This window comes from Nonomuraea longispora, from assembly GCF_004348345.1.
GTDB classification, from domain to species: domain Bacteria; phylum Actinomycetota; class Actinomycetes; order Streptosporangiales; family Streptosporangiaceae; genus Nonomuraea; species Nonomuraea longispora.
Map to the genome: position 1 here is coordinate 1 of NZ_SMJZ01000231.1, position 13,665 is coordinate 13,665.

The 13,665-nt window shown below is 72.0% G+C and carries 12 protein-coding genes; 6 read left to right on the forward strand and 6 right to left on the reverse strand.

Annotated features, from left to right (window positions below; all coding sequences use genetic code 11):
* On the forward strand, positions 1-777 hold a 777-nt coding region (locus tag E1267_RS47485), incomplete at its 5' end, for an AraC family transcriptional regulator (RefSeq protein WP_132340181.1).
* Here E1267_RS47485 and E1267_RS37965 read toward each other — a convergent pair.
* The 4 genes from E1267_RS37965 to E1267_RS37980 form a co-directional block, all read right to left on the reverse strand.
* Positions 744-1,247: a DUF2087 domain-containing protein gene (locus E1267_RS37965; protein ID WP_132340183.1), complete on the reverse strand. Its 504-nt coding sequence runs from the start codon at positions 1,245-1,247 to the stop codon at positions 744-746. The genes E1267_RS47485 and E1267_RS37965 overlap by 34 nt on opposite strands.
* A gap of 400 nt (positions 1,248-1,647) precedes the next feature.
* Complete coding sequence (locus E1267_RS37970; RefSeq protein ID WP_132340185.1) at positions 1,648-4,155, reverse strand: DEAD/DEAH box helicase; 2,508 nt, start codon at positions 4,153-4,155, stop codon at positions 1,648-1,650.
* Positions 4,152-4,703 (reverse strand): GNAT family N-acetyltransferase, encoded by a 552-nt coding sequence (locus tag E1267_RS37975; protein WP_132340187.1) that lies wholly within the window; start codon positions 4,701-4,703, stop codon positions 4,152-4,154. Before E1267_RS37975 ends, E1267_RS37970 begins: the two co-directional genes overlap by 4 nt.
* Positions 4,704-4,749: 46 nt before the next feature.
* A complete protein-coding gene (locus tag E1267_RS37980) occupies positions 4,750-6,042 on the reverse strand; it encodes an acyltransferase family protein (protein WP_132340189.1) in 1,293 nt (430 codons plus the stop codon).
* A gap of 185 nt (positions 6,043-6,227) precedes the next feature.
* On the opposite strand from E1267_RS37980, the gene E1267_RS37985 reads away from it, so the two are divergent.
* Together E1267_RS37985 and E1267_RS37990 are read left to right on the forward strand one after the other, a co-directional pair.
* Complete coding sequence (locus E1267_RS37985; protein ID WP_132340191.1) at positions 6,228-7,475, forward strand: sensor histidine kinase; 1,248 nt, start codon at positions 6,228-6,230, stop codon at positions 7,473-7,475.
* The gene (locus E1267_RS37990; protein WP_132340193.1) at positions 7,466-8,113 is read left to right on the forward strand and encodes a response regulator; all 648 of its coding nucleotides are present in this window, start codon (positions 7,466-7,468) and stop codon (positions 8,111-8,113) included. Before E1267_RS37985 ends, E1267_RS37990 begins: the two co-directional genes overlap by 10 nt.
* Positions 8,114-8,262: 149 nt before the next feature.
* On the opposite strand, the gene mihF is transcribed toward E1267_RS37990, so the two are convergent.
* The gene (gene mihF, locus E1267_RS37995; RefSeq protein ID WP_132340195.1) at positions 8,263-8,568 is read right to left on the reverse strand and encodes an integration host factor, actinobacterial type; all 306 of its coding nucleotides are present in this window, start codon (positions 8,566-8,568) and stop codon (positions 8,263-8,265) included.
* Positions 8,569-9,208: 640 nt separating this feature from the next.
* Positions 9,209-10,435, reverse strand: coding sequence for an ROK family protein (locus E1267_RS38000; protein ID WP_220449873.1), 1,227 nt, complete (start codon positions 10,433-10,435; stop codon positions 9,209-9,211).
* Between the two features lie 22 nt (positions 10,436-10,457).
* Here E1267_RS38000 and E1267_RS38005 point away from each other — a divergent pair, with 22 nt between their 5' ends.
* From E1267_RS38005 to E1267_RS38015, 3 genes are all read left to right on the forward strand, one after another.
* Positions 10,458-11,702 carry an MFS transporter gene (locus tag E1267_RS38005; RefSeq protein ID WP_281283742.1) on the forward strand — a complete coding sequence of 415 codons (1,245 nt, stop codon included), beginning with the start codon at positions 10,458-10,460 and terminating at the stop codon, positions 11,700-11,702.
* A gap of 154 nt (positions 11,703-11,856) precedes the next feature.
* Positions 11,857-12,921: a LacI family DNA-binding transcriptional regulator gene (locus tag E1267_RS38010; protein WP_132340201.1), complete on the forward strand. Its 1,065-nt coding sequence runs from the start codon at positions 11,857-11,859 to the stop codon at positions 12,919-12,921.
* On the forward strand, positions 12,918-13,665 hold a 748-nt coding region (locus E1267_RS38015), incomplete at its 3' end, for a carbohydrate ABC transporter permease (protein WP_220449874.1). The genes E1267_RS38010 and E1267_RS38015, both read left to right, overlap by 4 nt.

Here is a 13,665-nt window from a genome sequence, read left to right on the forward strand (position 1 = left end):
CAGCACTACCGGGTACGAACGGGAGCGCGACGGTGGCGGTTCTGGTGGGTGCACTTCCAGCCGCGGCCAGGCTGGGCGGCGTGGCTGGCGCCGTACGCGGAGGGCGACGGCTGCCATCGGGTCGCCGGGGTGCCGCCGTCCGTGCACGGGCGCATCGGGCAGGCGTTCCAGCGGGCGCTCCAGGACGCCCGCTGGGCACCCGGACTCACACCCCCGTCCCTGGCCGAAGCCCCTGCCCCGGGGCGGGGCATGACGCGGGATGCCGCACCGGCTGGGGCGCCGGGCGAGGTGTGGGTTCCGGCGCTTGCCGTGGGCGGGCCGGCGCGGGAACTGGTGCTGGGTGCCGTCGAGGAGGTGCTGGTGCTGGCCACCGCGTCCGCCCGCCCCGAAGGGACGCGTACCGGCGAGGAAGGCGACGCGCGCGTACGCCGGGCCCTGGCGATCATCGAGGCCGAGCCCGGCGCCCCGCACTCGGTGGCCTCGCTGGCCCGCGCCGTCGCGCTCTCGCCCTCCCGCTTCGCCCACCTGTTCGCCGAGGCGACCGGTCAGACGCCCATGAGGGTGGTACGCCGGGCGCGGGCCGTCCACGCCGCGAGCCTGCTGGAGGTGACCGACCTGGACGTCGGCCAGGTGGCGGAGGCGTGCGGCTTCGTCAGCCCGTTCCACTTCAGCAGGACCTTCAGCAAGGAGTACGGGATGCCGCCCCGTGACTATCGCGCCCGGGTGAGGGACCGGGGGCCCGCTCAGACGTCGACCGGGCCGCCGCTGCGCCAGTAGACGTTGCCCTCCCTGGACAGCAGCCCCTCGTCCACCAGGTAGCGGCGCAGCGCCGCGTGGTCGTCGTGGAAGGCGCGCAGGGCCACGTTGACGTCCTTCTCCGGATAGCGCACCCCCGGATCGAACACTCGTACGATGTACCGGAGCACGACGAGCCGTTTGTCCCGGCGCATCGCCGTGGTCGTCAGCCGCCCGTCCACCAGGAACGTCCGTAGCACCCGCTCCTCCGGGTCGAGCTCCTCCGCCGGTGCGGCGTGGGCGCGCAGGAGTTCGCGGAAGCGCTCGGGCGTGGCCTGCCATTTGCCGTCGTCGTCGCGGGCGGCCAGGCCGCCGGTGGCCAGCTTGTGCAGCGTCTTGGGGGACAGGTCGCCGGGGAGCCCGAGCACCAGGGCAGCGAAGGCGCGCAACGTGTCGTCCTGGGCGAGCAGCCCGAGGACGCGCCGGAGGTCTTGGTCGTTCACCTGACCCATTTTGTCCTATGATCGAAGCGCGGCCTCCTGACTCGCTGTAACCGCGCATGTCACGAAATGTCTCGATCTTGGGACATGGTGATGACACGACCTCGACGCTCCGGACCGGACACTTAATCGACAGGCCTGTGCCGGGGCGCCCTTGCCAGTCCGTTCCGGCACAGGGCTTGTCGCTTTTCTGAGACCGGCCGGCCCCCACGCCGGTGCGAGACCGGATCACGGCGGCATCGGCGCGGGTCCTCGTCAGAGCCGGAAGATCCAGCGGCACGCCGCTCGGGCTCGCTCACGCGCCCACCGAGCCGGCCCCCGAGCGATGCCGCTGGGTGACGGGCGCCCGGCTCTGGCGACGCCGGCCTCCAGCGGCCCGCCGCGCAGGGGACGGCCGGCGACTCGACGGGGATCAGAGCCGGTTGAGCCCGATCACGTGGAGCACCGCCCGGCCCTCCTCATCGGATGCGGCCAGGTCGACCTGGGCGTCGATGCCCCAGTCACCGTCGCCGGCCGGATCCCTGATCGTCTGCCTGACCTTCCACAACCCGCTCTCCTCCTCGATGCGCAGCAGCGCGGGCCCCCGGGCGCCGGCGTCGGTGAGGATCTCCTCGTGATCGTCGTAGTAGGCGTCCAGCGCCGCGCCCCAGTCGACGTCGGGGGCGAGCTCCTCCAGCTCGTCCTCCTTCTCGATGGCGGAGAGCTCGACCAGCCGGAACATGGCGTTGCGTACCAGCACCCTGAACGCCCGCGGGTTGGCGGTGACCGGGCGCACCGTGGCTTCGAGCTGGTTCTGCTGCTCCAGCACCGCGGCCGGGTTGGTCAGCTTCTCCCATTCGTCGATCAGCGACGAGTCGACCTGGCGGACCAGCTCGCCGAGCCACTCGATCAGGTCGACCAGGTCGTCGGTCTTGAGGTGCTCGGGCACCGTGCGCGACAGGGTGCGGTAGGCGTCGGCCAGGTAGCGCAGCACCGTGCCCTCGGACCGGGCCAGCTCGTAGAACTGGATGTACTCGGCGAACGTCATGGCCCGCTCGTACATGTCGCGCACCACGGATTTCGGGCTGACCGTGTAGTCGCCCACCCACGGATGGCCGCGCCGGTAGGTTTCGTACGCGCCGAGCAGCAGGTCGTCCAGCGGCATCGGATACATGACCTCGGCCAGCTGCTCCATCCGCTCTTCGTATTCGATGCCGTCGGCCTTCATCTGCGCGACGGCCTCGCCCCTCGCCTTCTTCAGCTGGGCGGACAGGATCTGGCGGGGGTCGTCGAGAATCGACTCCACGATCGACACCACGTCGAGCGCGTAGGACGGAGACTCGCGGTCGAGCAGGTCGAACGCGGCCAGCGCGAACGTCGACAGCGCCTGGTTGAGCGCGAAGTCCTCCTGCAGCTCGATCGTCAGCCGGGCCCGCCTGCCCTGCTCGTCGGGCTCGGCGAACTGCTCGACGATGCCGCCGGCCAGCAGCGAGCGGTAGATCGCGATGGCCTGGCTGATGTGCCGCCGCTGCCACTTGCGGTCCTCGTGGTTGTCGGTCAGCAGGTGCTTCATCGCCTGGAAGCAGTCGCCCGGCCGGTTGATCACGGCGAGGAGCATGGCGTTGCTGACCTTGAAACGCGAGTTGAGCGGCTCGGGCTCGGCCTCCTGGAGCTTGACGAACGTGTCCTCGCTCCAGCCCACGAAGCCCTCGGGCGGCTTCTTGCGGGCGTAGCCCCGCCGCCGCTTCGGATCGTCGCCGATCTTGGCCAGCGCCTTGGCGTTCTCGATGTCGTGCTCGGGCGCCTGGCAGGCGACGTAGCCGATCGTGTCGAAGCCCGCACGGCCCGCCCGCCCGGCGATCTGGTGGAACTCGCGGGCGCGCAGCCGGCGCACCTTGTTGCCGTCGTACTTCGACAGCGCCGTGAACAACACCGTCCTGATCGGCACGTTGACGCCGACGCCCAGCGTGTCGGTGCCGCAGATGACCTTGAGCAGCCCCGCCTGCGCGAGCCGCTCCACCAGCCGCCGGTATTTCGGCAACATGCCGGCGTGGTGCACGCCGATGCCGTGGCGGACCAGCCGCGACAGGGCACGCCCGAACCGGGTGGTGAACCGGAAGCCGCCGATCATCGTGGCGATGGCCTCCTTCTCGGCCTTCGTCGCCATGTTGATCGACATCAGGGCCTGGGCGCGCTCCATGGCCGCGGCCTGCGTGAAGTGCACGACGTAGACCGGCGCCTGGCCGGTGCTGAGCATCTCCTCCAGCGTCTCGTGCAGCGGGGTCATCCGGTAGGAGTAGACCAGCGGCACCGGCCGCTCGGAGTGCTTGACCACGGACGTGGGCCGCCCGGTGCGCCGGGTCAGGTCGCGCTCGAACATCGACACGTCGCCGAGCGTGGCCGACATCAGGACGAACTGCACGTTGCGCAGCTCCAGCAGCGGCACCTGCCACGCCCATCCGCGGTCGGGCTCGGCATAGAAGTGGAACTCGTCCATGACGACCTGGCCGACGTCGGCCGCGGCCCCGTCGCGCAGCGCCACGTTGGCCAGGATCTCGGCCGTGCAGCAGATGATGGGCGCGCCGGGGTTGACGCTCGCGTCGCCGGTCATCATGCCGACGTTCTCGGTGCCGAAGACGGCGCACAGGTCGAAGAACTTCTCCGACACCAGCGCCTTGATGGGCGCGGTGTAGAACGTGCGGAGGTCACGGGTCAGCGCGGTGAAGTGGGCGCCGGCGGCGACCAGCGACTTCCCCGAACCCGTCGGCGTGGCCAGGATCAGGTTGCTGCCGGAGACCACCTCGATGAGGGCCTCCTCCTGGGCGGGATAGAGGGTGAGCCCCCGCTCGGCGTTCCAGGCGACGAACGCGTCGAAAATGGCGTCGGGATCGGCGTCGATGTCATCTGGCAGGCGGTCAACGAGTAGGCTCACGCCCTCTATCCTGCCGAAGTTTGCCCGATGGTCGAACCGGCTCCGCCCCGATCAGGCCGAACTTCCAGGTCGAGCTGGAACAGGACGGTGTCGATCCAGCGCCCGTGCTTGAAGCCCACGGCCCGCAGCCGGCCTGCATCGGCGAAGCCGTACGCCTCGTGCAGCCGCGCCGACGACGGGTCGCCCGAGTCGGCGATCACCGCCACGATCCGGCGGGCGTGCGTCCGGCGCGCCGCGTCGATCAGCTCGCCGAGCAGCAGCCGGCCGAGCCCGCGCCCGGTCATGCCGGGGGCGAGGTAGATGGTGTCCTCGACGGTGTGCCGGTAGGCGGGCTTGGGACGGTATTGCGCGAGGTAGGCGTAGCCGGCGATCCGGCCGTCCACGTCGGCCACCAGGAACGGCAGCCCGGCCCCCGTGACGCCGGCGGCCTTCGCGCGCCAGTCGTCCACCGACGGCGGCGTCTCGTCGAACGTGGCCACGCTGCCCGTCACGTAGTGCGCGTAGATGGCGGCGACGGCGGGCAGATCGGCATCGGAGAGGGCTCGGACCTTCGTCATGCCCCCATTCTGAGCACCGGCGCGTTGCGCCCGTGTTTCCCCGCCCTCACGTCCTGGCGCGCGGCGCCGTCATCAGCAGCCCGCCGAGCAGGGCGATCACCGCCAGGAACGGGCCGCCGCCGGGCGCGAACCCGCACACCGTGAGGGTCAGCACCCCCGCGCCGACCAGCCCGGTCGCCCCGAGCACGGTGCCCCAGCCCGCCTCGCCGTACGGCAGCTTGGGCGGCGTCTCGAACCTGGCGAACCCCTTCAGCAGCGGCCACAGCACCAGGGACAGCAGCCCGAACCAGAGCGGCCATCCGGCGAACCAGAACGCGCTGCCCGGCGCCGGCGTGCCGATGCCCAGCAGGACCACCACGACGCCCGTGACCGCGAACAGGGCCGGCATGTGCCACAGGTACACCGTCATGATGCGCGGCCCCGCCCAGTCCAGCAGCCGGCCCGTACGCAGGCGCAGCAGCCATGGGCGCAGCAGCACGGCCAGCCCGATCTGCCCCGAGGAGACGGCCAGCATGGCGAGGGTGGGCGGGGCCATGTTCGACATCTCGGCGCCGGGGAGCCCGATCATGCTGCCCGGGTAGGGGCCGTACGCCACCAGCAGCGCCGCCGCCCCGAAGCCCGCCACCGCCAGCGCCCACGCGTGGCGCAGCCGTCCCTCGGCGTAGAGGAAGCCGAGCTGGTGGACGGCCAGCCAGACGAACACGATGTTCAGATAGCCGAGGGCGTCGAGCCCGGTGGAGAAACGTACGACGTCCGTGAGCACCGCGCCGGCCGCCAACGCGGCGGGGACCCGCATGCCGTACCTCTCGTGCAGGCGCAGCGCGTACGGGGTGGCCGTGACGGCGATCAGATAGACGGCGAGGAACCACAGCAGCTGCCCGGTCAGCTTCGCGCCCACATCGAGCGGCTGCGCGGGGACGCCCAGCGTGAGCAGGATGTGCGGCAGCGGGATCCACACCGCGGCCAGCGGCAGCAGGGGCCAGGCCAGCCGGCGCAGCCGCACCGCCAGCCACCGCGGCGCGCTCGTGCGGCGCCGCCCGAAGCTGATCGCGTTCGCCGCGCCGCCCGCGAAGAACACCAGCGGCATCACCTGGCTGATCCAGGTCACCACCCACACCCCCGGCGTGGACAGCGCGTTGCCCGTGGTCAGCCGTACGCCGTCGTACGACAGCACGGGGATCGTCCAGTGTTGCAGCACGATCAGCGCCATGCCGAACACGCGCAGGAGGTCGATGAACGGATCCCGCGCCGTCGCGCGCACGCCGGCCGCGCGGCGCGGCCCTGTGGTCGTGGCTGTGGTCGTGGCTGTGGTCGTGGGGCGGTCCAGCAGGACGGTCATGGGGGAGCCTCGATTCGCCCGGGGACGGATGACTCAAGGCTTCCGTCAGGGGCGTCCGCGCACATTGCCGCCGTCCACCCTGTCCAGGTCAAGATCGCACCACCGGCGCCGGTAGGGCTGGCCCTACCCCCGGACACCAGTGCACCCGCTCGTCCGGAACGACGGGACGAAATACCGTTGAGGCCATGCGCTCCCTGATGAGGCGGGTCCTTCTCGACACTCGCTACACGCTGGTCGGCTTCCCGACGACCGTCATAGGTTTCGTGCTCATGGTCGCCGGGTTCTCCGCCAGCGTAGGAACCTTGGTCGTGTGGCTCGGCGTGCCGCTCCTGGCCGGCACGCTGATGATGGCGCGGGGGTTCGCCGACGCCGAGCGCGGCTGGTTGTCGGACGTGCTCAAGCGCCCGCCGGTGCGGCCCCGCTACAAGCCGGCCCCGCCCGGCGCGGGCTGGTTCCGCCGCCTGGTCAACCCGATGACCAGCGGGCAGTCCTGGCTCGATCTGCTGCACGGCATCATCAGCCTGCCGTTCGCCATCGTGGCGTTCGTGCTGACGGTCGTCTTCTGGGTGATCCCCCTGGCGGGGCTCACGTGGCCGCTGTACGGCATCATCACCTCGCGGATCCCCGGCAACATGGAGCTGCCCGAACTGCTCGGCCTCGGCGACGGCTACGTCGTCAACGCGGTCTTCTACGTCGGCGTCGGCCTGTTCTTCGCGCTGCTCATGCCGTTCATGGTGCGCGGGGCCGCGTTGCTGCGGGCGGGGCTCGGCCGGGCGCTGCTGACCACCGTGGCCGAGCTGCACGAGCGCATCGACGACCTGGCCGAAGGCCGCGCCGCCGCCGTGTCCGCCGAGGCCAACGCGCTGCGCAAGCTGGAGCGCGACATCCACGACGGCCCGCAGCAGCGGCTGGTCTCGCTGGCCATGGAGCTGTCCAGGGTGCAGCGGCAGATCGCCAAGGACCCGGAGGCGGCGCAGACCACGCTCAGGTCGGCGATCGGCGCCACCCGTGAGACGCTCGACGAGCTGCGCGCCCTGTCGCGCGGCATCGCCCCGCCCATCCTGTCGGACCGCGGGCTCGCGCCCGCGCTCGCCGCCCTGGCCGGGCGCTGCACGGTCCCGGTGGACCTGGACGTGCAGACGGCCGAGCGCTATCAGGCCTCGGTGGAGAACGCCGTCTACTTCGTCTGCGCCGAGGCGCTCACGAACGTGGCCAAGCACAGCCGTGCCACCGTCTGCACGGTCCAGCTCATCCGCATCGGTGACGGTCTGATGCTCACGATCGGCGATGATGGTGTCGGCGGCGCGAGCGTCGCCAAGGGACATGGCCTCGCCGGGCTGGCCGACCGGCTCCGCGCTGTCGACGGGGAGCTGACGGTCCACTCGCCCGAAGGCGGGCCGACAGCGATCGTAGCGGAGGTGCCGTGCGCGTAGTCGTGGCCGATGACGCGGTTCTGATCAGAGAGGGCCTGGTCAGGCTGCTCGAAGAGTTCGGCTGCGAGGTGGTGGCGGCCGTCGGCGACGGGCCGGGCCTCGTCGAGGCGGTCGCCGAGCACAAGCCCGACGTGTCGGTGGTCGACGTGCGCATGCCGCCGTCTTTCACCGACGAGGGGCTCAGGGCGGCCGTGGAGGCCCGGCGCAGGGTGTCGGGGGCGCCCGTGCTCATCCTGTCGCAGTATGTGGAGGTCTCCTACGCCGACGACCTGCTGGCCGACGCCCGTGGCGCGGTGGGCTACCTGCTGAAGGACCGCGTCGTGGACGTCGACGAGTTCCTCGAGGGCCTGCGGCGGGTGGCCGCCGGCGGCACCGTTTTCGATCCGCAGGTGGTGTCACAGCTGATGGTACGCAGGCGCAAGGACGATCCGCTGGCACAGCTCACGCCGCGGGAGCGCGAGGTGCTGGGGCTGATGGCCGAGGGGAAGTCGAATCCGGCCATCGGGCGGCAGCTCGTGATCAGTGACGGGGCCGTGGAGAAGCACATCAGGAGCATCTTCAGCAAGCTGGGCCTCTACGCGGAGGACAGCGACCAGCATCGCCGGGTGCTCGCTGTGCTGACCTACCTGCGGTCCTGACCTTTATGTCGTTGTCGGTTGCGCTCGCACCCCCGGCCCCGGCCCGCCGGCGAGCGGGGGCGGCTCCGCTCTCCGGCCCCTCCTCGGCCGCGCTGAGGGGTGGCTGGCCGGTCCGCGCGACGCTGCGCGCGGACCTGGCCGCTCGGGCGTCAGCCGAGCGCGTCGACCAGCTTCTTACGCTGCTGGGCGCCCAGGCCGCCGAGACGGCGCTTCTCGTCGACGCCCGCCTCCTCCATCAGCGCGGTGGCCTTGGCCGGACCGACGCCCTTGACGGCGCGCAGCGCCTGGGAGACCTTGATCTTCTTCGCGATGTCGTCCTCGCGCTCCAACAGCTGGGCGAACGTCAGCTCACCGGCCTTGACCTTGGCCAGCAGAGCGGTGCGAGCCGCACGCGCCTCGGCCGCCTTGGCCAGAGCCGCTTGACGCTGCTCGGGGGTGAGGGTGGGAAGTGCCATTTCTGTTCTCTCCTCGGGGAGTTTACGTTCGGGTTCTGTTACCCGTGGTGCAGTGGCTAATCATGGCGGATACCAGCGGTTCGTGTTGCGGAAAGCGCCCGGCTCAACCTGTCGCCACCCGTCGCGGCCGCTTCGTGGCACGCCACGCGCCGCGCGAGCATGCCTTCGCCGCCCCCCATGCCGCTGACCACGCGTTCTCCCTCACCGTAGTCCCACCGGAGCGGAATGCCGCCTCGGCGGCCGGCGGACCGGCCGTCCGCAGGCCCCGGGGGACGTGCCCCCAGGAGCCGCCCATCCCGCCCGGTCAGGGGCACGGCCGCGCGGGGCCGCCGCGGCAGGGGCGCCGCCCGGCGCGAGCACACCGCCGCACCCCCCGTACGCTGCGAAGACGCGGAGGTCACGTCGCGTCCGCGACGGTGACGCAGACCGCGGCGCATTCGGGGACCGCGCGGGTGACGGGCGTCCCGTCCGTACAGGGCACGGGCATCCGGTTCGCGTGTTCCGCCGTCCGGATCATGGTGCTCCGCCTGGTCGGAGGGGTTTGCCCGTACGGGGTGGCTTGCGGGGGCGTGCCCGGCCGGAAATCTGTGCGGGTGCGCAGCGCGTTATAGCGGCTGATCTCCCTTCGGGGTGGAATGCGTCACATTTCGCCTGCCGGGCGTGTCGGTACCCTGGTCAGGATGGTTTTCCGCCACCTTTCGAGCCCCTCGGGGGTCAGGAAGACGTCGAAGACCGACTCCATGGCGCCCAGCAGCGCTCCGCGCCAGCCCAGCGCCGATCCCTCGATCCTCGGCGGGTGATCGCGGCGGATCGCCATGAGGCGCGGCTCGCAGGCCCGCAGCAGCGTCTCACCCGCCCGCTCGGCCAGTTCCGGGCCGTGGCCCGACAGGGTCACCACCTCGGGGTCGTGGGCGTTCACGAGCGCGGCGATGCCCCGGCCCAGGGCGGCGGCGCAGGCCGCCACCGCCTCCTCGCTCGTGGCCAGCACACGCTCGGCCTGCTCGCGTCCCCGCCCTCCGCCGTACTCGAGGCCGGCGTGGCGCAGCAGTGCGTTGGCGCCGACGTCCATGCCCCAGCAGCCGGTCGCCCCGCACATGCAGGGCCGGTCCCTGATCGGGCGGCTCGCGTCCAGCGGCATGTGCCCGAACTCGGCGCCGGTGCCGCTCGCGCCGCCCAGCGGACGCCCCTCGACGACCAGCACGCCGCCCAGGTCGAAGTCCACGTGCAGGTGCAGCCCCACCCGCACGTCGCGCAACCGGCCCCGCCGCGCCTCGGCCAGTGCGGCGAACGCGGTGTCGTTCCCGAGCGTCACCCCGTCGGCACCCGCGCCGGGGGCGGGGCGGGGCAGGCCGAGGAGGGCCGGGACGTCCACCGAGCGCCACCCGAGGTGGGCGATGTCCGCCAGGCCGCCGAACCGCACCGGCCCCGCCAGGGCGACGCCGACGCCGATGACCCGGTGCCCGAGCCTGGACGTGTGGGCGGCGACCGCCTCGCCCAGCGGCACGAGCGCGCCCTCCGGGGTGCCGTCGTGCGGGCGTACGTCCAGGACGGTGACGCGGCCGCCCAGCTCGCACGCGGCGAGCTCCCACGCGTCCTCGCGCACGTCCGCCGCGAGCGCCAGCGGTCCGCGCGGATGAGGGCCCGGCACCTGGGTCGGCCGGCCCCGCCCGTGCTCCGGGGCGGGCTCCTCGTGCAGCAGCTCGTCCTCGGCCAGCCCGGCCACCAGGACCGACGCCGTGCCCCTCGCCAGCCGAAGCTCGCGGGTCAGCCGCGACCGGGTGGCGGCTGACCCGCCGTCGTGCACGGCGCGCAGCAGCCGGACCCGGTTGTGCGCGCGGAGTTCGCCGCTCGTCGTGGCTCCGTTCACGGACACATATTATGCTCTAGCCGTGAACAAAAGCCTCATTGAAGCCAGACGCGCTCGTGCCGGAGTTTTCGGATATTTCATCCTCTGCGGTTTCGTCATGGGTCTGTGGGCGGCCGGGCTGCCGTCCCTGAACGACCGGCTCGACCTCGGCTTCGCCCGGCTGGGCAGCATCCTGCTGCTGATCTCCGGCGGCGCGCTGGCGTCGATGCTGGTGGCGGGACCCCTGGTGGACCGGTGGTCCAGCAGGCGGGTGTGCTGGTTCGCCGGGCCCTTCTCGGCGCTGGTCCTGCTCGGCCCCGCCCTGGCGCCCTCGTACGGGGCCCTCGTGGCGCTGGCGATCGTGTTCGGGATCGGGCTGGGCGTGACCGAGGTCTCCATGAACGCCCACTCCGTCGAGGTCGAACGCCGCTACGGCCGGCCGATCATCTCGGCCTTCCACGGCACCTGGAGCCTGGGCGGCGCGGCCGGCGGCGGGCTCACCTCGCTCGTCCTGAAGGCGGGGCTGGACGCCCAGTGGCTGCTGATCGTGGCGGCGCTGGTCGTGCCCTTCCTGTACGTGCCCGCGGCGCGGCTGTTGCTGCCCGACCAGCCCGGGAACGCCTCGCCGCAGCCGGGGGCGCAGAAGGGCGGCGGATTGAGGTGGGGGCTGATCGCGGTGCTCGGGCTGGCGGCCTTCGCGGGGCACCTCAGCGAGGGCGCGGCCATCGACTGGGCCGCGTTGCACGCGAGCACGGTGCTGGCGACCGATCCTGCCATGGCGCCGCTGGCGTACACGGTGTTCTCCGTGGCCATGACGACCGTCCGGCTGCTGGGCGACCCGATCAGGGCGAGGCTCGGGTCCGTGCGCACCATCCAGCTCGCCGGGCTCTTCGCCACCGCCGGCTATGTGCTGATCCTCCTGTCGCCCTCGCTCGTCCAGCCGCTCCAGGTGGCCTGCGCGTGGACCGGCTGGGCCCTGGCCGGGGTCGGGCTGGCCACGGTCGTGCCGGTGCTGTTCAGCGCCGTCGGGGCGGTCGGCGACCGGGTCGGGCGGGCGCTGGCCATGGTGACCGCGTTCGGATACAGCGGGCTCCTGCTGGGGCCCGCCGTGCTCGGCTACGTGGCCGAGGCGTCCTCCCTGCCGGTCGCGCTCGTCATCCCGACGGTCCTCGCCGCCGTCGTGGCGCTCGCGGGCGCGCCCGCGATCCGTTCGCTGCTCAAGGTCTCCGGCGCCGGGCCCGGCCAGGGAGTGGTCCTCGCGCCTCAACCGGAACCCGCACGGGACTGACCTCCGCCCGTGCCGGGCACGATTTGCGGCAAACGCCTCCGACCTGGCGTTATGCGATCGTGACTTGACCGGTGGGTTGCCGTACGGGTTTCATGTGGCGCACGCGGTAAACGTTTACAGTAAACGATCGTCAACGCCACCGGGAAGGACAGCCGTGGCCGACGGACCCACGATCAACACGATCGCCGAGCGCGCCGGCGTCTCGATCGCCTCGGTCTCGCGGGTCCTCAACGGCCTGCCGACCAGGCAGGAGACCGTGCGCAAGGTGATGGCCGCCGCCGACGAGCTCGGCTACGTGCGCAACGCCGTGGCGAGGTCGCTCAAGTCGCGCCGCACCCACCAGGTGGCCTTCGCCATGGCAGACGTCGGCAACCCCGCCTACCTGGCCATGCTGCGCGAGATCCAGCCGGTGCTGAAGGCGGCGGGCTACCGGCTCGTGCTGCACTCCACCGACGCCGTCGTGGCCGACGAGATCGACGTGCTGCACAGTCTCGGCGAACGGTACGTGGACGGGCTGATCATGAGCCCGCTGCGGGTCACCGGGCAGCACCTCGAGATGCTGGCCGCAGCCAGGGCACCCGTCGTGATCATCGGTTCGGTGCCCGAGGGCACGCGGGTCGACAACGTACGCGCCGACTCCCGCACCGGCGTGCGGCTGGCCATCGACCACCTCTACGCGCTCGGCCGCCGCAGGATCGGCCTGGTCAACGGCCCGCTCGACACGGTGCCGGGAGCCGCCCGCGGCGCCGCGTACCGGGAGGCGCTCACCGACCTCGGCCTGCCCTACGACGAGGACCTCGTCCGGATCGGCGACTTCTACCGCGCGGAAGGGGGCCGCGCGGTGGCGGAGCTGCTGGACAGGGTTCCCGACGTGGACGCGCTGATGTGCGCCAACGACCTGATCGCGCTCGGCGCGCTCGACGTGCTGCGCGCGGCCGGCAAGCGGGTGCCCGGCGACGTGGCGGTGGTCGGCATGGACGACACCGACCTGGCCGCGGCCTCGTGGCCGGCGTTGTCCAGCGTCTCGCTCGGTTCGGCCGAGCGCGGCAAGGCCGCCGCCGAGCTGCTGCTCGACCGGCTGCAGGGCGGCGACCGCGAGCCGCGGGTGGTCACCGTGCCGCCCCGGCTCGTGGTCCGCGCCAGCACGGCGGGACCGCCGGACGCCGCGGCCGGGCACGGCAGTGCGGAACGTGCTGAAGGAAGGGAGGGCGGCGCGTGACGGCGACCGTGACGAAACCGGCGCCGCCGCGCAGGCCGCGCGCCAGGCGCCGCCACACCTCGCGCCGGACGCGCGAGATGTGGCTGCTGATGCTGCCCGCGCTGGTGCCGGTGCTGCTGTTCAGCGTCGGGCCGCTGCTGTACGGCATCGGCCTGGCCTTCACCGACGCCCGCAACACGCGGGTGCACGAGACGAGCTTCGTCGGCCTGGAGAACTTCACCGACCTGCTCGCCGACGACGACTTCTGGGCCTCGTTCAGGATCGGCGCCATCTGGGCGGTCTCCGTGACCGTGCTGCAGTTCCTGGCCGCGCTCGGCCTGGCCCTGCTGCTCAACCAGAACCTGCGCTTCAGGGGCGTGGCCAGGGTGCTCGCCGTGGTGCCGTGGGCGATGCCGCCCGTGGTCATCGGCCTGATGTGGAAGCTCGTCTACCATCCGGACGCCGGCATACTGAACGACCTGCTCGGCACGGACATCAACTGGCTGGCCGACTTCTCGCTCGCGCTGCCCGCGATCATCGTGGTCGGCGTGTGGACAGGTATGCCGCAGACCACGATCGTGCTGCTGGCCGGCCTGCAGAACGTGCCCAAGGAGCTCTACGAAGCCGGCGAGATGGACGGCGCGGGCCGCTGGCGGCGCTTCTGGAACATCACGCTGCCGCAGCTGAGACCCGTGATCGTGGCGATCACGTCACTCGACTTCGTGTGGAACATCAACCAGTTCGGCCTCGTCTACGTGCTCACGC

Coding starts and splice junctions, on each gene's coding strand:
- E1267_RS37965 (WP_132340183.1), bottom strand. CDS start 1,247: ATGGGTCAGGTGAACGACCAAGACCTCCGGCGCGTCCTCGGGCTGCTC.
- E1267_RS37975 (WP_132340187.1), bottom strand. CDS start 4,703: ATGACGAAGGTCCGAGCCCTCTCCGATGCCGATCTGCCCGCCGTCGCC.
- E1267_RS37980 (WP_132340189.1), bottom strand. CDS start 6,042: ATGACCGTCCTGCTGGACCGCCCCACGACCACAGCCACGACCACAGCC.
- E1267_RS37985 (WP_132340191.1), top strand. CDS start 6,228: ATGCGCTCCCTGATGAGGCGGGTCCTTCTCGACACTCGCTACACGCTG.
- mihF (WP_132340195.1), bottom strand. CDS start 8,568: ATGGCACTTCCCACCCTCACCCCCGAGCAGCGTCAAGCGGCTCTGGCC.